The organism is Halomonas elongata (genome assembly GCF_029081005.1).
Classification (GTDB): domain Bacteria; phylum Pseudomonadota; class Gammaproteobacteria; order Pseudomonadales; family Halomonadaceae; genus Halomonas; species Halomonas elongata_B.
Genome location: NZ_JAJQTQ010000005.1, coordinates 69,454 through 86,817, shown reverse-complemented (window position 1 = coordinate 86,817; position 17,364 = coordinate 69,454). Strand labels below are relative to the sequence as shown.

Below are 17,364 nucleotides of genomic sequence, written 5' to 3'. Positions count from 1 at the left end.
CATGGTTTACGTCATCTTGCTGCTCGGCCTCGCCATCGGCGTGCCGGTCGCTTTCGCCATCGTCGCCGCGTTGCTGTATTTCATGGTCACCGCCGGCTTCCCCTACCAACTCTCCACCGTAGCCACCGAGATGTTCTCGAGTCTCAACTCGTTCGCTCTGCTGGCCATTCCGCTGTTCGTGCTGGCCGGTGAGCTGATGAACGAGAGCGGCATCACAGTGCGCATCATCGCCTTCTCCAAGGTGCTGATCGGGCGGGTCAAGGGTGGCCTGGCCCACGTCAACATCTGGGCCTCGGTGATTTTCGCCGGACTGTCTGGCTCTGCGGTGGCCGATACCTCGGCGTTGGGGCGAGTGTTCATTCCCGAGATGGAGAAGGAGGGCTATCCGCGAGATTTTGCCGCGGCGCTGACCGCCGCCTCCTCGGTGATCGGGCCGATCATTCCGCCGAGCATTCCGGTGATCATCTATGCGCTGATCGTGACTGGGGTCTCGGTGCCTTCGCTGTTCTTGGCGGGGATCGTGCCCGGGGTGCTGCTGGCGGTCTTCCTGTCAGGCTACGTGCTGCTGTTTGCCAGCAAGTACGAGAAGCGTCACGAGGTCGATATGCCCAAGGAGGAGAAGCGCACCATCCTGGTTGATGGCATCATCCCGTTGCTGATGCCGGTGTTCGTGGTCGGTGCTATCCTGCTGGGCATCGTCACGCCTACCGAAGCCGCGGCCTTCGCGGTCGCCTATGCGCTGTTCGTGGGCACGGTGCTGTTCCGCAAGCTGAGCTGGAGGGACCTGCCGGGAATCTTCTCGCGGACCATGGTCGACAGCGCGGTGATCATGATCATCATCGCTGCGGTAGGAGCCGCCAATTGGCTGCTGACCTACAACCGCGTTCCCAATCTGCTCACTGAGCTGACGCTATCCTACATCTCCGTACAGTGGACCTTCCTGCTGGCGGTGATCGTGCTGTTCCTGCTGGTGGGGATGATCCTCGAGGGCATCGCCGCCATGCTGGTGCTGGTGCCGATCCTGCATCCCATCGCGGTGAGCCTGGGGGTGGACCCGGTCCACTTCGGCATCATCGTGATCTTCAACCTGATGATCGGGTTGATCACCCCGCCCATGGGGCTGTGCCTGTTCGTCGCCGATTCGGTGGCCAAGGTCGGGCTGGGACGCCTGTCGATGCGGATCTTGCCGCTGTTCCTGGTGGAGCTGCTGGTACTGCTGATCATCACCTTTGTGCCTGTTACCGTCACCGGTTTACCGACATTGCTTGGTTACTGACCAGCGAGTCGGGCTGGCATCGTCGAGTAGCAGGTTTCCTCTCGGGAACGCCCGCCGAAATAAGAAAAAAGCCCGGCTCCATTTGGCACCGGGCTCATTTCTCGATCCTGTCTTCCTGATATCAGGGGATGATCTTCTCGGCGCGAAGCCGATCGAATAGATCAAAAAAGGCGCCGCGTGTCTCGCGGAAATGGTCGAAGCCGAAGTCGCGGGACTTAGTGGTGTCGTTGACACATTCCTGATCGCGGCCCAGGTCGGCATCGGTGTGCCACCAGGAAGCCAGCTTGCCGACGTCCGGCTCGACGAGATCGTGCTTCGCGGCGATTTCGCGCCAGGTCGATTCCGCGTCGGCCATCTGATTCTCCAGCGGCTGCGGCGTCTCGGGGCAGTCAGCCACCTCGAGGCCGAAGTATTCGCCGATCTCATGCCACATGCGGCGCCAGCGGAAGACATCTCCATTGACCGTATTGAAGGCTTGATTCGCTGCGCCCGGCGTGGTCGCCGCCCATTCCATCTGCCGTGCCAGCACTAGCGCATCGGTCATGTCGGTAAGTGCATTCCACTGAGTCTGCGATCCCGGGAACACGAAGGGCTGGCCGGTTGCCTTGCAGATCGATGCGTAGACGGCAATCGTCGTGCCCATGTTCATGGCGTTGCCGCGGGCATATCCGATCACGGTGTGCGGTCGGTGCACGTTCCAGGCAAAGCCGTGATTCTCGGCGGCCTCGAACAGTACATCTTCCAACGCGTAGTAAAAGTTATCGCCCGGCACGCGCGGCTCGGATTCGCGGAACGGAGTCTCGATACGCCCGCTACCATAGGCCTCGAACGACCCCAGATACTGTTTGGTGCCGGTCACCAGCGAGGCATGTTGCAGGTTATCGCTATCGAGCGCTTCGAACAGATGACGCATCATCGCGCTGTTGGCCTCGACGTTGGCCTTCTCGTCGTCGCGACGAATCCAGGTGCAGTAGAAAACGTGTGTGATCGGCAGCCCGGCGAGCGCTTGCTCGGTGGCCGGCTTGTCCAACAGATCGGCGGCAACGGGAATCACGCCGCTCTGTTCGGTGGCACGGCGCGATAGACCGTAAACGGTCCACCCGCTGGCAACCAGATAAGAAGCCAGATTGCCGCCGGTGATACCGGTGGCGCCCACAACGAGTGCTGTGCCTTTGCGCATGATCGTTGTCCCTCTTGGAAGTTCGAGAAGATCCGGCTTCACGCCAGATCGATGGGTGCAGTTTGATAGAGGGCAACTGTTGCTACAATCGGTAGTATTGAAAATCTTTATTGCATAGAGCGCAACACAATGAGCCTTGATGCGATGGACCTGAACGCCTTGCGTGTATTCGAACGTGTCGCCGCCACCGGCAGCTTTACCGCCGCCGCGCACCATTTTCACCGCGCAGTATCATCAGTCTCGCGACAGATTCGTGGACTGGAAGAATCGGTGGGGCAGCCGCTGCTTTATCGGCACACCCGTGCTGTCACCCTGACCGAGGCAGGTTGGCGCTATTACGAAGAGGTGCGCGATATTCTCGAACGCCTCGACATGGCAACCGAAGCGCTGAATCAACCACAGGCGGAACCTAGTGGTGTGTTGCGCATCAATGCTCCGGTGGCCCTCGGCCAGCGCCAGATCGTGCCGTTGCTTCATCGCTTTCAATGCCGTTTCCCGGGTATCAAGGCGGAGCTGCAGTTGAGCGATCACGTCGTCGACCCGGTGCGCGAAGGCCATGACATTACCTTCCGAGTCGGTAATTTATCCGATTCATCGCTGATTGCACGGCAACTGGCGCCGATGAACTACGTCGTCGCCGCGTCACCCGACTACCTGGCAAGGCGGGGAAGGCCGGAAGCTCCCGAGGCACTTGTCGAGCATGACTGCCTGATCTATCAGGGAGAGCTGGGCCGCCAGCGCTGGTATTTCCAGCAGGGCGATGGGACGAAGGAAGTTGCCCATGAGGTCGAGGGTAGTCTCGTCAGCAATGATGCCGAGAGCTTGCTGAGGGCGGCGCTTCTTGGCCAGGGGGTGGTCATGTTTCCCACCTGGCTGCTCGCTGAGGAGTTGGCCACTGGGGCTTTGGTTGCAATGCTCGAGCCATGGCACTGTGAGGTCATGCCCGGCCATCGCGAGCTTTATGTCTTGACCCCCGAACGCCGACTCAAGGCGCCCAAAGTGCGTGCCTTCATGGATTTTTTGCTCGAGGAGGTGTCGCCTTCCCCTCCTTGGGATCGCTGGCAGGAAAGGATATAGCCCGAATCATATTCAAGGACATTCATGTACCGCCGTGGGCCACACTTTCGAGTTAACCTGTGGAAAGGACGAACAGGCCGCTATGACGCGTCAGCCACAGAACCAGGCTGATGGTCACGAAGGACGCCAAGGTGCTGACCATCAGGGTGGCGGCGCAGATGTCGCCGAGACCGAAGCGCTGACCGAACAGCGGATAGACGCTGATCATCGGCGCGCATGCGAATAGCAAGGCGCCGGTGATCAGCAGGGGATCGACGTCCGGCAGCAGTAGGAAGACGCCGAGCACCGCCAATGGGTGCAGCACCAGCTTGCCGACGGCGATCTGTCCCATGTCCAGCGCCATGCCCTGGACGCGCAGGCCGAACAGCGAGCCGCCGATCACGAACAGGGCGGCGGGGCCAGCGGCCCCGGCCAGCATGTCGACGACCTTGGCCAGGGAGCGGGGCAGAGGCTGGCCCGTCGCGGCCAGCAACACGCCGATCGCGAGCCCGATGAGGATGGGATTGCGCACCAGGCGCAGTCCCGTCTGGCGCAGCGTCTCGCGCAGGCCATTGCCGGTCTGGTGACCCAGTTCGGCCAGGATTAGGGCCAGCGGGATGATCAGCAGGTTCTCGATCAGCATGTTCAGGGCCAGGAAGACCGCCGCGGGCGGCCCCAGCGCCATGGCCGCCACCGGGTAGCCGATGAAGCCGCTGTTGGAGGCCGACATGCCGAGGGACTGGATGGCCCCGGCGGCCAGCGTCTTGCGCTCCAGACCCAGGGTGAGCGCCAGACCGAGGCCGAACACCGCCAGCGAGCCCGCGCCGTAGGCCAGCAGGTAGTGGGGGTCGAAGACCTCCTCCAGGGGGTTCTGGGTCAGGGCGCGGATGACCAGTGCCGGCAACGCGAAGTACATGACGAAGGTACCGATGCCCTTGAGCGCCTCATGGTCGATGAGGCGGCCTGCCCGGGCCAGGTAGCCGAGGCCGATGATCAGGAAGATCGGGGTGGTGATGACGAGGATCTCGAGCACAGGGCCTCCTTGCCGTCGTGCGATGGGGCAGGTGAGGGGACAGGGCGATGGAATCAGGTGAACAGTCGCGAGGACAGCCAGGCCTGTGACAATTCCTCGGCGGCTCGCAGCAGCTCCGGTGCCAGGCGGTGCATACGCGGTTCGCTGAGGCGCACGCTGGGCCCGGCAACGCTCAGTGTCCCCAATACGTGACCGTCGAGCGGATGGGACACCACGACGGCCAGTGCCGCCGTGCCGATCCCGACGTGTTCCACCTGCCAGCTGTAGCCGTGGGTTCGAGTCCGGTTTAGACACTCGATGAGCTCGGCATGGGAGCGTGGTGCCTGGGGGCCGAAGTTGTCCGGGTCGCCGATGCCCTGGGTTTCGACCAGGGCGAGCGCTTCTTCGTTGCTGAGGCTGGCCAGCCAGGCATGGCCCGAGGCGGTGTAGTAGAGCGGTGCCTCGCGCCCCATGTCTGGATCATAGCGCAGGCCGGAACGAGCTCCCTGGGCCTTGGCGATCCAGACCTGACGCTGCCCTTCGATGATGCCCAGGCGGACCAGTTCGCCGGATTCCTCGGCCAGCCGGTCGAGGATCGGCTGGATCACGTCGGGGGCTCCACTGCTGGCCAGGAAACGGCTGCCCATGGCGACCAGGCGCGTGGTGAGCTGGTAGTGGGAACTGAGCGGTTCCTGGCGCACATAGCCCAGGCGGATCAGTTCCTGGCAGATTCGATGCGCGGCACTCTTGGGAATTGCCAGCCGTTCGGCAATGGTCTGCAGCGGAAGCCCGCGTACGTCGCCGGACAGGGCGTCCAGCACGCCGAGGGTGCGCTCGATCAAGCTTGATGCCATGGGAGGTTCCTGTAAGCGGCCGGGAGAACGTTGCTTCTGTCAGGATGTGTGTGGCGCTCAGCTGACATGGGTCTGGATCAACTGCACCTTGTCCTGCAGCAGCGGCAGAAACGATTGGGTCAGGGTGTCGAAGTCGATGCGTGCGGCGTTGGTGCTGATGTTGATGGCGCCAAGCAGTTTGCCGTTGGCATCGAAGGCCGGTACGGCCAGGGAGCGCAGACCCGGGTCCAGTTCCTGATCGACGATGCTGTAACCCTGTTGGCGTACCTGTTCGAGACAGTTGCGCAACTGGGCCGTGTCGGTGATGGAGCGCTCGGTATGGGGTTCGAGCTTCACCTGTTCGAGGTAGCGGGCCAGTTCCTCATCCGGCAACTGCGACAGCAGCACACGTCCCATCGAGGTATAGGCCGCCGGCAGGCGTGTGCCGACCGACAGGGTGATCGCCATCAGTCTATGCTTGGCGGAAGAGCGGGCCACGTAAATCACTTCGTTGCCGTCCAGCACCCCCAGCGACGAGGATTCGCCGATCTCGGCGGTGATGTCTTCCAGATATTGCTGGATCACCGAGCGGTAGTTGTTGGCCGACAGGAAGGCATAGCCCAGCTGTAGTGCCTTTGGGGCGAGCTCGAAGTGGCGTTGCTGCTTGCGGACATAACCCAGGGCATGGAGCGTCAGCAGGAAACGGCGGGCGCGGGCCCGATTCATGTCCGTCTTGGCGGCGACCTCGCTCAGCGTCATGCGCGGGGTGTCTTCGTCGAAGGCCTGGATGACTTCCAGGCCGCTGGCCAATGCCGTCACGAAGTCGCGATCATCGGCTGTCAGTGTCTCGTCTTGCATGGGCGTGTCTTCGCAGAGGGTTCATGTCGACTTGCTAGGTCACTCGTCACCAATCTAGCATATCTGTTCGAATTGCGAACACTTGTACGACTTATGTCAAGGGATGAACCGACCCTGCTTCGAGGTCGGTTGTGCCCGCCAGTGGAGAGCCTGCCATGTCCGACGCCCTGATCCAGCATCCTTTCATGAGCCAGAGTGGCCTGGCCACATGTCGTGACGAGGACTTCGTTCGCGCCATGCTGGCTTTCGAACTGGCCCTGGCCGAGACCCAGGAGGCCGAAGGGGCCATTCCCGCCGGTACCGCCGAACGCATGCGAGAGCACTTGGAAGGCCAGGACTTCGATCGGCGGGCGATCGCCGAGGGCGTCGCCAGTGGGGGTAATGCCGCCATTCCTTTCGTCAAGGCCGGGCGGGCCGCGCTCCCCGATGATCTCAAGCCCTACTGGCATCTCGGCGCGACCAGCCAGGATGTGATCGATTCTGCCTTGATGGCCATGTTGATGCCACGTTTGCACAGCCTGGACTCACTGCTTTCGCGCTGTCGACGGGTGGCGCTGTCGCTGATGCGTGCCCATGAAAAAACGCCCATGGTCGGGCGTACCCTGATGCAGCAGGCGCTGCCGATCACCTTCGGCGTCAAGGTGGCCCACTGGGCGCTGGGTCTCGAGCAGGCGCGGCGGCGCCTCGCCGCATTGGCCGAGCCGGGGCTTCCCGTGCAGTTCGGTGGTGCCGTGGGGGTGCACTCTGGTTTAGACGGGCCGGGCTGGGAGGCCCTGGGGCTCACCGTCATGGACGGCCTGGCCGAGCGGCTCGGGCTGTCGGCACCAGTGCTGCCCTGGCACACCGACCGTCAGCCGATCCATGCCCTGGCGACGGCCTTAGATGCCGTGGCCGGCGCCGCCGAGAAGATGGCGCTGGACGTGTCACTGATGACCCAGACCGAAGTCGGTGAGGTGGCCGAGCCCGCCGGGGAAGGCATGGGAGAGTCATCGTCCATGCCTCACAAGCGCAACCCGGTACGCTGCGCGATGATCCGGGGAGCCTGTCGCCAGATCCACGGGCATACCTCGGTCATCCTCAATGCCACGGCCCAGCCGCTGGAGCGCGGGCTGGGGGAGTGGCATGCCGAATGGGCACCACTGGTCGACAGCGCGCTGTTGCTGGAGGGTGTCCTCGAACAGGCCGCCGTGTTGCTGGAGGGGCTTGAGGTGCATGACGAGGCCATGCAACGCAATCTCAGGATAACCGGCGGTGCGATCATGGCCGAGCCGGTCACCAGACTGCTGACGCCGCATCTGGGGGCGGAGCAAGCCAAGGTGCTGGCGGCAGAGGCGGCGGACCAGGCGCGTCGTCAGGGCCGTGACTACGCCGAGGTCCTCGAGGCACTGCTGGCTTCCCGCCACGGCGACTTGGCGGCCGGGATCGCGCGTGTGGACCTCGAGGCCGCTACGGATCCAGCCTTATACCTTGGTAGCAGCCAGGCACAGGTGTCGCGTGCTCGTGACTGGCTGGAAGGTGGGTAAGCAACTGAAAATTCAGTGAAAGAGACGTCCGTGATGGGGGCAGGGAATACCTGCCCCCATTTTTCTTGCCTATTTGACGGGCCGTGAATGCCGGATTATTTTGTTCGCATAACAAACCTATGTTCGTAAAGCGCACCTTGCTGGGTGGTGACCTTCGCCGCCCGACAGGCGTTTCGAAAAGCGCCGGTGCGTGATTCAACCAGAGGCGATCCATCATGGCCGAGATCCTCAGCCTGCATGATGCGGTGTCACGTTACGTCGAAGACGGTGCCACCGTGGCCATGGAAGGCTTTACCCATCTGATTCCCTTTGCCGCCGGGCACGAACTCATCCGCCAGGGCAAGCGCGACCTGACGCTGATCCGCATGACGCCGGACCTGGTCTATGACCAACTGATCGGTGCCGGTTGCGCGAAGAAGGTGATCTTCTCCTGGGGCGGTAACCCGGGGGTCGGGTCGTTGCACCGTCTGCGCGATGCCGTCGAGAAGGGCTGGCCGCACCAGGTCGAGATCCTCGAGCACAGCCACGCCGCCATGGCGTGCGCCTTCGAGGCCGGGGCCGCCGGGCTGCCGCTGGCCGTACTGCGTGGCTATGTGGGCAGCGAGCTGCCCAACGTCAACGACCAGATCAAGTTCATCGAGTGCCCCTTCACCGGTGAGCGCCTGGCCGCGGTCCCGTCCGTGCGCCCGGATGTCTCCATCGTCCACGCCCAGAAGGCCGACCGCGCCGGCAACGTCCTGGTCGAGGGCATCGTCGGCGTGCAGAAGGAGGCCGTGCTGGCCGCCAGGCACAGCATCGTCACCGTCGAGGAGATCGTCGACGACCTCGATACCCATCCCAATGCCTGCGTGATCCCGGGCTGGGCCATCGATGCCATCAGCGTCGCCGAGAAGGGCTCGCTGCCGTCCTACGCACATGGCTACTACCCACGCGACAACCACTTCTACAAGGAGTGGGATACCATCGCGCGCGACCGCGATACGTTCACCAAGTGGATCGACGACAATGTCATGAACGCAGGGGGGAACGCCTGATGAGTGCTGTCGAGAAGAGCCTGGATTACACCGCCGGCGAGATGATGACCGTGACCGCCGCGCGGGCGCTGGAGAACGGGATGACGTGCTTCGTCGGTATCGGCTTGCCGTCCGAGGCCGCCAACCTGGCGCGCCTGACCCATGCCCCGGACGTGGTATTGATCTACGAGTCCGGCACCCTGCAGACCAAGCCCGAGGTGCTGCCGCTGTCGATCGGCGACGGCGAGCTGTGCGAGACCGCGCTGACCACCGTCTCGGTGCCGGAGATGTTCCGCTACTGGCTGCAGGGCGGCAAGATCGACGTCGGCTTCCTCGGCACCGCCCAGATCGACCGCTACTGCAACCTCAACACCACCCTGATCGGCGATTACACCTCCCCCAAGGTACGTCTGCCGGGCGGAGGCGGGGCCCCCGAAATTGCAACGAATGCGGGGGAGGTCTTCATCACCCTCAAGCACTCCAGGCGCACCTTCGTTGATGAGGTCGACTTCGTCACCACCCTGGGGTTCGGCCGCGACGGCAAGGCCCGCGACGGCGTGCCCAACATCGGCCGTGGCCCGACCCGGGTCATCACCGACCTGTGCGTGATGAAGCCGGACCCGGAGACAAAGGAACTGGTGGTGGTATCGCTGCACCCGGGTGTGACCGCCGAGCAGGTCCAGGAGGCCACCGGCTGGGAGATTCGCTTCGCCGAGGCCCTGGAGAGCACCCCGGAGCCCGGCGCCCGCGAGCTCGAGGTGTTGCGCGAGCTCAAGGATCGGACCGCCCGGGCCCACGCCGGCCAGTAAGCCGCCGCCAACGACATCGTCGTCCCGGCTGCGCCGGGGCGATCAAGGAGTCTTGCCATGACCGACGTCTATCTCTGTCATCCGCGCCGTAGTGCCATCGGCCGCTTCGGCGGCACCCTGGCCGGCGTACGTCCCGACGACCTGGCCGCCGATATCTTCAAGGCCGTGCTGGCCGAGACGCCTCGGCTGGAGCCCGCGGCGATCGAGGAAGTCTTCATGGGCTGTGCCAACCAGGCCGGGGAGGACAACCGCAATGTCGCCCGCATGTCGTCGCTTCTGGCCGGCCTGCCGCCCTCGGTGCCCGGCACTACCCTGAATCGCCTGTGTGGCTCGGGCATGGATGCCGTGGGTACCGCCTTCCGCGCCATCAAGGCCGGCGAGATGGACCTGGCGCTGGCCGGCGGCGTGGAGTCCATGTCCCGGGCGCCCTATGTGATGGGCAAGGCCGAGAGCGCCTACGCTCGTGGCCAGCAGATCGAGGACACTACCATTGGCTGGCGCTTCGTCAATCCGCTGATGAAGCAGGTCTACGACACCCATTCGATGCCCGAGACCGCCGAGAACGTGGCCGAGCAGTTCGCCATCTCCCGGGAGGACCAGGACACCTTCGCGGCGCGTTCCCAGGCCAAGGTCGCCGAGGCCCAGCACACCGGCCGCTTTGCCGAGGAGATCGTCGCCATCGAGATCCCGCGCCGCAAGCAGGAACCGCTGGTCTTCGATACCGACGAGCACCCGCGCGCCGGCACCACCGTCGAGAAGCTCGCCAAGCTGCCGACGCCCTTCAAGGCGGAAGGCGGTAGCGTCACCGCGGGCAACGCCTCCGGGGTCAACGATGGCGCCGCGGCAATGCTGGTGGCCAGCCAGGCGGCGATGGAGCAGCACGGCCTGACGCCGATGGCCAGGATCGTCGGCATGGCCACCGCCGGCGTCGAGCCGCGTATCATGGGCTATGGCCCGGTGCCCGCGGTGCGTCGTCTGCTCGAGCGCACCGGTGTCTCCCTCGACGAGATCGACGTCATCGAGCTCAATGAGGCCTTTGCCGCCCAGGCACTCGCCTGCATGCGCGACCTGGGTCTCGAGGATGACGACCCGCGCGTGAACCCCAACGGCGGCGCCATCGCCCTGGGCCATCCGCTGGGCATGTCAGGCGCACGATTGCTGATGACCGCCGCCCACGAGCTCCAGAAGACCGGCAAGCGCTATGCGCTGTGCACCATGTGTGTCGGCGTGGGGCAGGGCATCGCCACGCTGATCGAGCGGGCGTAACGGGATAGAAGAGGGAAGAGATAAGAGGGGAGAGATCGAATGGCATTTCTGAATATCGAGGGCCGCAGTGTGGCCTATCGCCTGCTGGGCGCCGAGGCCAATCCACTGGTGGTCCTGGCCCATCCGCTGGGCATGACCCAGGCGGTGTGGGACGACGTGCTGGCGTCGCTGCTGCCGCGCTATCGGGTGCTGACCTGGGATCTGCCCGGGCACGGCGCCAGTGAGGCCTGGCCGGCCGACGGCAGCGAGATCACCCCCGAGGCGCTCGCCGCCGAGGCCCTGGCCCTGGCCGAGCGCGCCGGCGCGGCACGCTTCCACTTCGTCGGCACCTCCATCGGCGGCGTGGTCGGCCAGCAGTTGCTCAAGGCCCACGCCGAGCGACTGCTGTCGGCGACCCTGACCAACACCGGGGCGGTGATCGGCAACGCCGAGATGTGGAATACCCGCGCCGGCCGCGTGCGCGACGAGGGCCTGGCGGCGATGGCCGGCGAGATCGTGCCGCGCTGGTTCGCCGCCGGCCTCATCGAGCGCGACCCGGCCCTGGAGAGTGGCTGGTGCGTCCAGATGGCGCGCACCGACGGCGAGAGCTATGCCCGACTGTGCGAGATGCTCGGCCACAGCGACTTCCGTGGCCAGCTCAAGGGTGGCCGCACTGGGCCGGAGGGAGTCGACGTCCACCTGCTGGGCGGCAGCGAGGACATGGCGACCCCGCCCGAGACCCTGCAGGCCCTGGCCGCCGAGTGCGACGGCGCGCCACTGGAGGTGCTCGAGGCCGTCGGCCATGTGCCCTCGGTGGAGGTCTCCGCGGCGTTCGCCAAACGGTTGCTGCTGTGGATGGCCGCGGACCGCTCGTGGGTCGGTGAGCAGGGCGTGTCCTATGACGAGGGCCTCGAGACCCGCAAGCAGGTGCTGGGCGAGGCCCACGTGGCGCGCTCCACCGAGAACGCCAACAGCCTGGATGCGCCCTTCCAGCAGATGATCACCCGCCTGGCCTGGGGCGAGCTGTGGGGCAACGAGGACCTGACCCGCGCCGAGCGCAGCATGATCACCACCGGCATCCTCGCCGCCCTGGGCCGCGAGGAGCTGGAGCTGCACCTCAAGACCGCCAAGCGCATCGGCCTCAGCGAGGCCCAGCTGCGCCAGGTGCTGATGCACGTGGCGGTCTACGGCGGCGTGCCGGCGGCCAACCATGCCTTCGCGCTGGCCAAGCAGCTGGGCTGGGGAGGGGAGACGCCCTGACTCGCTGCTGCGCTCCGGTGGCGACCAGCCTCTCTTCGCTCGCGACGCGACTCAGACACATCTCCGCGAGCCTCTGGATGTTTTCAGGATGCGATATGGCATCCTGGCGAGCCGGGCTAGGTTCTGGCGTAAGTCGAGGAGGTGGGACATGAATCGGGGCGCGAGAAGAGGGAGGCCAGGATGCTGAGTTCACGTATCAAGCTGCGTCACCTGCAGGCCTTCCTCGAGGTTGCCAAGCGGCGCAGCTTCGCACGCGCCGCCGATGGCCTGGCGATCAGCCAACCCGGGATCTCCAAGACCATCCGTGAGCTCGAGGAGACGCTGGGCGCCGAGCTGTTCGAGCGCAGCGCCCAGGGCGTGGCGCTGACCCAGGCCGGGCTGACCTTCCTGCGTCATGCCGGGCCGGCGATTCGTGCGCTGGAGGAAGGTGTGACGGCGGTGAGCGACACCCATCGGGGGCACTGGCTGCGTATCGGGGCGCTGTCCACCGTGGAGAGTCGATTGTTGCCCGAGGCCATCCGCCGCTGGCAGGAAAACGAGGCGGCGGAGGTCGGCGTCAAGGTGGTGGCCGGGCGCAGTGCTTTCCTGCTCTCGCAACTGCGTCTCGGCGAACTTGATCTGGTGGTAGGGCGCATGACCGAGGCGCGCGAGATTCGTGACCTGACCTTCGAGCATCTCTACTACGAGCCGTTGGTGCTGGTGGTGCGCACTGGTCACCCCTTGGCCGGCGTCACCCCTCTGGCGCCCGGTCGACTGGTCGAGTTCCCCTGGGTGTTGCCGCCACCGCAGACCACACTGCGCCAGCAGGTCGATAGTTTCTGCGTGCGCCATTCGCTGGATTTGCCCGGTCAGTTGCTGGAAACCCTGTCGCTGCCGATCAGCCACCGCTACACGCAGGAGGGTGATGCCATCTGGGTAGCCCCGAGAGAGGCGGTGATCGACGACCTGGAAGCAGGACACGTCATCGAGCTGGCGTTGCCGCTGGAAGAGCAGGGCGGCTCGGTGGGGTTATGCACCAATGCCAGCATGGAGCCCTCTCTGGCGCTGGAGGCCTTCTGCGAGGTATTGCGCGAAGTGGCCGCCGAGCGCTGAACTTCAACCGACGACTGCATGCGCTCGACAAGCCTTCAGACCGACCTCGATGGGGCTCTGATGTCATAACTCCTGGGTTATGACCTCTCGTCGAGACGTCAATTGGCAGCCTTGCGGCCAGGCGCCACACTGCCATCATCGGCCGACGTGCCACGCAGTGCGGTGCGTCGCCTTCCGTCAGCCAGCAAGAGACACCAAGATGCAAGACGATAATAAACGCTTCGTGGAGCGCGACCGTGACTGGCATCCACCGGCCTATGCCCCCGGTTACAAGACATCCGTGCCCCGCTCGCCTAGCCAGGCACTGGTCAGTCTGCAGACATCCAGCGTCTCCGAACTGACCGGGCCGGATTTTCGCCAGCTGCGCATGGGGCGCTACGACAACGACCTGTTGATGAACTATCGACAGGGTCAGGGGCAGGATGGCTTGCCGGTAGGCGAGCGCATGATCCTGTTCGGCCGGGTGGTCGATCAGTTCGGCAAGCCGGTACCGCATACCCTGGTGGAAATGTGGCAGGCCAACGCCGGTGGCCGTTATCGCCACAAGAAGGATGGCTACCTGGCGCCACTGGACCCCAACTTCGGTGGCGTGGGGCGCTGTCTCACCGACGAGCAGGGCTGGTACCGCTTTCGCACCATCAAGCCCGGCCCCTATCCCTGGGGCAATGGCATCAATACCTGGCGCCCGGCGCATATCCATGTGTCGGTGATGGGCCCGTCGATTTCTACCCGCCTGGTGACCCAGATGTATTTCGAGGGTGATCCGCTGATTCCGATCTGTCCGATCGTGCAGACGCTCAAGGACCCCGAGGCCGTCGAGACCATGACCGGCCGTCTCGACATGGCGCGCAGTCGTCCCATGGACTGCCTGGCCTATCGTTTCGACCTGGTGGTACGGGGCGAGCTGCAGACCTACTTCGAGAATCAATGAGGGGAGCCGAGACCATGCGACAGCCGAATTCCCAGCCCTGCAGCGAGCTGATACTGCGCGAGACCGCCTCCCAGACCGCCGGGCCTTATGTGCACATCGGTCTGGCCCTGGATGTGGCCGGCCTGCCCGAGCGCGATGAGGAAGTCTGGAACCGGATGGCCACGCCCGAGGCCGAGGGCGAGTTCATCGAGGTGGTCGGTACCGTGATCGACGGTAACGGTGACCTGGTACGCGATGCCCTGCTGGAAGCCTGGCAGGCCGATGCCCGAGGCCAGTATCAGCCGGCATTCGACCTGCAGAATGCGTTCAACAGCTTTGGCCGTACCGCCACCACTGCCGATGGCAACAGCGAATGGTCGCTGACCACCATCAAGCCCGGTGCAGTGGCTCGCGGCGATGGCAAGGTGATGGCGCCGCACATCAACCTGGCGATCTTCGCTCGGGGCATCAATATTCATCTGCAGACCCGTCTCTATTTCGAGGACGAGGGGGAGGCCAATGCCGCCTGTCCCGTACTGGGTGCCATCGAGTCGCCGGCGCGCCGTCGGACCTTGATCGCCAAGCGCGAGGAGGTCGACGACAAGGTGCGTTACCGCCTCGACATCCGCCTTCAGGGTGAGGGCGAGACGGTGTTCTTCGATTTCTGAGCGGGCATCATGACGATGACTCGGGCCCCGAGCCTGCGGGGCCCGCAGGTTTCCATGGCCAGACCGGTCAACCGGCTGGCTGGATCGGCACACGACTGTGTGCGTTGTTGCCATCGGCGAGGCGCTGCAGAAGCCGGCAGAGCTGGGTCTTTTCCGCCTCCTCGAGAGGCGCCAGGATCTCGTCCTGCACTTCGGCGACGGTTGCCTCGACCCGATGGCGCAGTTGCCGTCCTTCCCCGGTGATCGTGACCAGCATGGAACGACGGTCTTCCGGACGGCGCCGGCGGGAGACCAGACCACGCTCTTCCAGCTTTCGGACCACCACGGCCACGGTGTTGCGGTCCAGTGCCGTATGCCGGCCCAGGGTGATCTGGTCGATCGAGCCCATCTCTTCCAGAGCCGAAAGCATCACGTACTGCAGTTGGGTCAACTGGTAGGCCTCGCACTTGCGCAGGAAAATGGCCACGCTGATCTGATGGCAGCGCCTCAGGAGGTTGCCGGGCAGAGCATTGGCCTGGGAGAGGGGGGAGTCGGTCATGGGAGCTACTCGAGGCAATAAATGAAGCGACCGGCGGATTGTAGCAGGTGCCGCCGGTCCGGCGGTTTGCGGCATCGTGGATCAGTTCGCGTCGATCATGAAACCGGCGAAGAACCTGGCCAGGGCCTCATGGGCATCGAGCGGCAGTACATGCGCGATGTGCTGGTCCGGGCGCACGAGCACCATGCAGCCCCGTTCACGGTCGATGCCGCGCATGTCGAAGATGTCATGGTCGCCCTTCGTGTCCGGGCAGAACACTTTCTCGTGGTCATGCAGTCCGTAGTGGCCCTTGGCGGGCCACAGCAAGTGCGGGAAGGCGTCCAGGGAAAGATCGCGGAATCCTTGCTGGCAGATGGCGCGCAGGTCGATCACGGCATCGATGTCGGCATGCGTCGGTGTATAGCGCCTGATCGGCGAGTCGGGTGACGCCTCGAGGAACTCGCACAGCGAGCGAAGCCCCGAATCGGGAGCCGCGGGATCCTCGTTGCCGGAGAAGGCAAACAGACGCCAACGGCCATCTGCCTTGACGACATGCCCGAGGTGCAGAGGCCTGGCGTCCGCCAGTCGGATGACCGGGGCGGAGTGGAAGCGTTTGCCGATTTCCAGGCCCTTGGCGAGATGCTGGTGAACGGGTTCGGCGGAAATCAACGAGGGATAGTACTGAATCGCCGTTCCGGCAGTGAAGCGGCCCTGCTGGACGAAGTATTGCTGGAATGCTGCCGGGTCCACACCATCGCCCTTGTCCTCCGGGGAGCCCTTGGGAGGGGCGCTGAACATCCTGGCGAATTCACGATCGAAGTCGATCAATTCCCGGGCGACGGTCTGCCGTTCCGTGGTGTAGGTGTGCAGAAGTTCCGGCGTGGATCGGCCCTGCAACACGGCGGCCAGTTTCCAGCCCAGGTTGAAAGTGTCGCGCATCGAGACGTTCATGCCCTGGCCCGCCTTGGGGCTGTGGGTATGGCAGGCATCCCCGGCGATGAAGACGTGCGGGATGCGCGTTGATACCTGGTCTGCGGGGACATCGTCGAACTTGTCGCATAGCCGTTGGCCGATCTCGTACACCGACCACCAGGCGATCTCCTTCACGTCCAGCGTATAGGGGTGCAGGATGCGCTGCGCCGCAGCGACCAGTTGATCCGAGGTGATATGGCGGTTGGCGACCCGTTCATCGGTCCTGAGCTTGTCCAGCTCGATATACAGGCGCACGAGGTAGCCGCCTTCACGAGGGATGATCAGGATATTGCCTTCGTTGGCGGAGTGGATTGCCGATTTCTTGCGGATATCCGGGAAGTCGGTGACCGCGAGGACATCCATGACCCCCCAGGCCTGATTGGCGGAGTCGCCGTTCAGAGATCGCCCGAGTGATTTCCTGACCGTACTGCGGGCGCCGTCGCAGCCGACCACATAGCGGGCGCGCACGGTTTCCACCTCGCCCCGGTGCGCCGGATCGGAACGCTCCAGCGTCACGGTGACCGGATAGTCGGTCGCGTCGAGCGTTACCGCCCGGGAGAGGTCGGGATCGATCGTCATGTCGATCAGGCGACGCGAGTAGTTCGGCGTCAGTCGGCTGGGCGAGTCGCGCATCGTGCTGAGGAAGAAGTCATGAACGCGCGCCTGGTTGAGGATGACATGGGGGAATTCGGAGAGGCCATCCTCGGTATCTTGTATCTGACCGCTGCGCACGATGGTCTCGCGATGTTGCGTGTCGGGCTTCCAGAAGGTCGTTTCGTTGACCCAATAGGCCTCCTTGAGGACGCGTTCGCTGAAACCGAAGGCCTCGAACATTTCCATGCTGCGGCAGGCGATCCCGTCTGCCTGGCCGAGTGTCAGAGGAGCTTCCTTCTGCTCGACGATGCGTGTCGTGATGCCGGGGAAGGCCGACAGTTGCGATGCCAGGGTCAAGCCCGCCGGGCCACAGCCGACGATCAGCACATCCACCTCCGGTGGCAGCGCATCCGAGTTGGCCAGTGTCTCGGCGGGCTCGTGAATGCTTGGATCGCCGGTCCGGAAGCCATCGAGATGGAATTGCATGGGTCACCTTTAATCATTTATCACTATTGTGATGATCAGTATTGTGATTGATGGGTGGCA

16 protein-coding genes are annotated in these 17,364 nt (G+C 64.3%); 10 read left to right on the top strand and 6 right to left on the bottom strand.

Features of this window, described 5'->3' with window-relative positions:
• Position 1 precedes the first annotated feature (1 nt).
• Entirely contained in the window at positions 2-1,276 is a 1,275-nt protein-coding gene (locus LU493_RS05330; protein ID WP_275286760.1) for a TRAP transporter large permease, read from the top strand.
• 121 nt (positions 1,277-1,397) lie between these two features.
• Here LU493_RS05330 and LU493_RS05325 read toward each other — a convergent pair whose 3' ends face one another.
• Entirely contained in the window at positions 1,398-2,456 is a 1,059-nt protein-coding gene (locus LU493_RS05325; RefSeq protein ID WP_275286759.1) for an SDR family oxidoreductase, read from the bottom strand.
• 144 nt (positions 2,457-2,600) lie between these two features.
• Between LU493_RS05325 and LU493_RS05320 the strand changes: the two genes are divergently transcribed.
• Positions 2,601-3,533 carry a LysR family transcriptional regulator gene (locus LU493_RS05320; protein ID WP_275286758.1) on the top strand — a complete coding sequence of 311 codons (933 nt, stop codon included), beginning with the start codon at positions 2,601-2,603 and terminating at the stop codon, positions 3,531-3,533.
• A gap of 52 nt (positions 3,534-3,585) precedes the next feature.
• On the opposite strand, the gene LU493_RS05315 is transcribed toward LU493_RS05320, so the two are convergent.
• Genes LU493_RS05315 through LU493_RS05305 form a run of 3 tightly spaced genes read right to left on the bottom strand, consistent with a single transcriptional unit; the run spans position 3,586 to position 6,215 of the window.
• Complete coding sequence (locus LU493_RS05315; RefSeq protein ID WP_275286757.1) at positions 3,586-4,545, bottom strand: AEC family transporter; 960 nt, start codon at positions 4,543-4,545, stop codon at positions 3,586-3,588.
• A gap of 53 nt (positions 4,546-4,598) precedes the next feature.
• Positions 4,599-5,378, bottom strand: a complete 780-nt coding sequence (locus LU493_RS05310) for an IclR family transcriptional regulator (protein WP_275286756.1) — start codon at positions 5,376-5,378, stop codon at positions 4,599-4,601.
• Positions 5,379-5,435: 57 nt separating this feature from the next.
• Positions 5,436-6,215 (bottom strand): IclR family transcriptional regulator domain-containing protein, encoded by a 780-nt coding sequence (locus LU493_RS05305; RefSeq protein WP_275286755.1) that lies wholly within the window; start codon positions 6,213-6,215, stop codon positions 5,436-5,438.
• Between the two features lie 155 nt (positions 6,216-6,370).
• Between LU493_RS05305 and LU493_RS05300 the strand changes: the two genes are divergently transcribed.
• The 8 genes from LU493_RS05300 to pcaG all read left to right on the top strand — a co-directional run bounded on the left by LU493_RS05300 (position 6,371) and on the right by pcaG (position 14,735).
• The gene (locus LU493_RS05300) at positions 6,371-7,738 is read left to right on the top strand and encodes a class-II fumarase/aspartase family protein (RefSeq protein ID WP_275286754.1); all 1,368 of its coding nucleotides are present in this window, start codon (positions 6,371-6,373) and stop codon (positions 7,736-7,738) included.
• Positions 7,739-7,953: 215 nt separating this feature from the next.
• Positions 7,954-8,772, top strand: coding sequence for a CoA transferase subunit A (locus tag LU493_RS05295; RefSeq protein WP_275286753.1), 819 nt, complete (start codon positions 7,954-7,956; stop codon positions 8,770-8,772).
• Positions 8,772-9,560, top strand: coding sequence for a CoA-transferase subunit beta (locus LU493_RS05290; protein ID WP_275286752.1), 789 nt, complete (start codon positions 8,772-8,774; stop codon positions 9,558-9,560). The genes LU493_RS05295 and LU493_RS05290 overlap by 1 nt, the downstream gene beginning before the upstream one ends.
• A 57-nt stretch (positions 9,561-9,617) precedes the next feature.
• Positions 9,618-10,826: a 3-oxoadipyl-CoA thiolase gene (gene pcaF, locus LU493_RS05285; RefSeq protein ID WP_275286751.1), complete on the top strand. Its 1,209-nt coding sequence runs from the start codon at positions 9,618-9,620 to the stop codon at positions 10,824-10,826.
• A 39-nt stretch (positions 10,827-10,865) separates the two neighbouring features.
• Positions 10,866-12,065 carry an alpha/beta fold hydrolase gene (locus LU493_RS05280; RefSeq protein WP_275286750.1) on the top strand — a complete coding sequence of 400 codons (1,200 nt, stop codon included), beginning with the start codon at positions 10,866-10,868 and terminating at the stop codon, positions 12,063-12,065.
• 180 nt (positions 12,066-12,245) lie between these two features.
• The gene (gene pcaQ / locus LU493_RS05275) at positions 12,246-13,157 is read left to right on the top strand and encodes a pca operon transcription factor PcaQ (protein WP_275286749.1); all 912 of its coding nucleotides are present in this window, start codon (positions 12,246-12,248) and stop codon (positions 13,155-13,157) included.
• 199 nt (positions 13,158-13,356) lie between these two features.
• Positions 13,357-14,088: a protocatechuate 3,4-dioxygenase subunit beta gene (pcaH, locus tag LU493_RS05270; protein WP_275286748.1), complete on the top strand. Its 732-nt coding sequence runs from the start codon at positions 13,357-13,359 to the stop codon at positions 14,086-14,088.
• A gap of 14 nt (positions 14,089-14,102) precedes the next feature.
• Entirely contained in the window at positions 14,103-14,735 is a 633-nt protein-coding gene (pcaG, locus tag LU493_RS05265; RefSeq protein ID WP_275286747.1) for a protocatechuate 3,4-dioxygenase subunit alpha, read from the top strand.
• A gap of 67 nt (positions 14,736-14,802) precedes the next feature.
• Here the strand turns inward: pcaG and LU493_RS05260 are convergent, their stop codons facing one another.
• Together LU493_RS05260 and LU493_RS05255 are read right to left on the bottom strand one after the other, a co-directional pair.
• Entirely contained in the window at positions 14,803-15,273 is a 471-nt protein-coding gene (locus tag LU493_RS05260) for a MarR family winged helix-turn-helix transcriptional regulator (RefSeq protein WP_275286746.1), read from the bottom strand.
• An 81-nt stretch (positions 15,274-15,354) separates the two neighbouring features.
• Positions 15,355-17,304 carry an FAD-binding monooxygenase gene (locus tag LU493_RS05255; protein ID WP_275286745.1) on the bottom strand — a complete coding sequence of 650 codons (1,950 nt, stop codon included), beginning with the start codon at positions 17,302-17,304 and terminating at the stop codon, positions 15,355-15,357.
• Between the last annotated feature and the right edge of the window lie 60 nt (positions 17,305-17,364).

Excerpts from the sequence above, each read along its gene's own strand:
- LU493_RS05330 (WP_275286760.1), top strand. The coding sequence starts at position 2 with ATGGTTTACGTCATCTTGCTGCTCGGCCTCGCCATCGGCGTGCCGGTC.
- LU493_RS05325 (WP_275286759.1), bottom strand. The coding sequence starts at position 2,456 with ATGCGCAAAGGCACAGCACTCGTTGTGGGCGCCACCGGTATCACCGGC.
- LU493_RS05320 (WP_275286758.1), top strand. The coding sequence starts at position 2,601 with ATGGACCTGAACGCCTTGCGTGTATTCGAACGTGTCGCCGCCACCGGC.
- LU493_RS05310 (WP_275286756.1), bottom strand. The coding sequence starts at position 5,378 with ATGGCATCAAGCTTGATCGAGCGCACCCTCGGCGTGCTGGACGCCCTG.
- LU493_RS05305 (WP_275286755.1), bottom strand. The coding sequence starts at position 6,215 with ATGCAAGACGAGACACTGACAGCCGATGATCGCGACTTCGTGACGGCA.
- LU493_RS05300 (WP_275286754.1), top strand. The coding sequence starts at position 6,371 with ATGTCCGACGCCCTGATCCAGCATCCTTTCATGAGCCAGAGTGGCCTG.
- LU493_RS05295 (WP_275286753.1), top strand. The coding sequence starts at position 7,954 with ATGGCCGAGATCCTCAGCCTGCATGATGCGGTGTCACGTTACGTCGAA.
- LU493_RS05290 (WP_275286752.1), top strand. The coding sequence starts at position 8,772 with ATGAGTGCTGTCGAGAAGAGCCTGGATTACACCGCCGGCGAGATGATG.
- pcaF (WP_275286751.1), top strand. The coding sequence starts at position 9,618 with ATGACCGACGTCTATCTCTGTCATCCGCGCCGTAGTGCCATCGGCCGC.
- LU493_RS05280 (WP_275286750.1), top strand. The coding sequence starts at position 10,866 with ATGGCATTTCTGAATATCGAGGGCCGCAGTGTGGCCTATCGCCTGCTG.
- pcaQ (WP_275286749.1), top strand. The coding sequence starts at position 12,246 with ATGCTGAGTTCACGTATCAAGCTGCGTCACCTGCAGGCCTTCCTCGAG.
- pcaH (WP_275286748.1), top strand. The coding sequence starts at position 13,357 with ATGCAAGACGATAATAAACGCTTCGTGGAGCGCGACCGTGACTGGCAT.
- pcaG (WP_275286747.1), top strand. The coding sequence starts at position 14,103 with ATGCGACAGCCGAATTCCCAGCCCTGCAGCGAGCTGATACTGCGCGAG.
- LU493_RS05260 (WP_275286746.1), bottom strand. The coding sequence starts at position 15,273 with ATGACCGACTCCCCCCTCTCCCAGGCCAATGCTCTGCCCGGCAACCTC.
- LU493_RS05255 (WP_275286745.1), bottom strand. The coding sequence starts at position 17,304 with ATGCAATTCCATCTCGATGGCTTCCGGACCGGCGATCCAAGCATTCAC.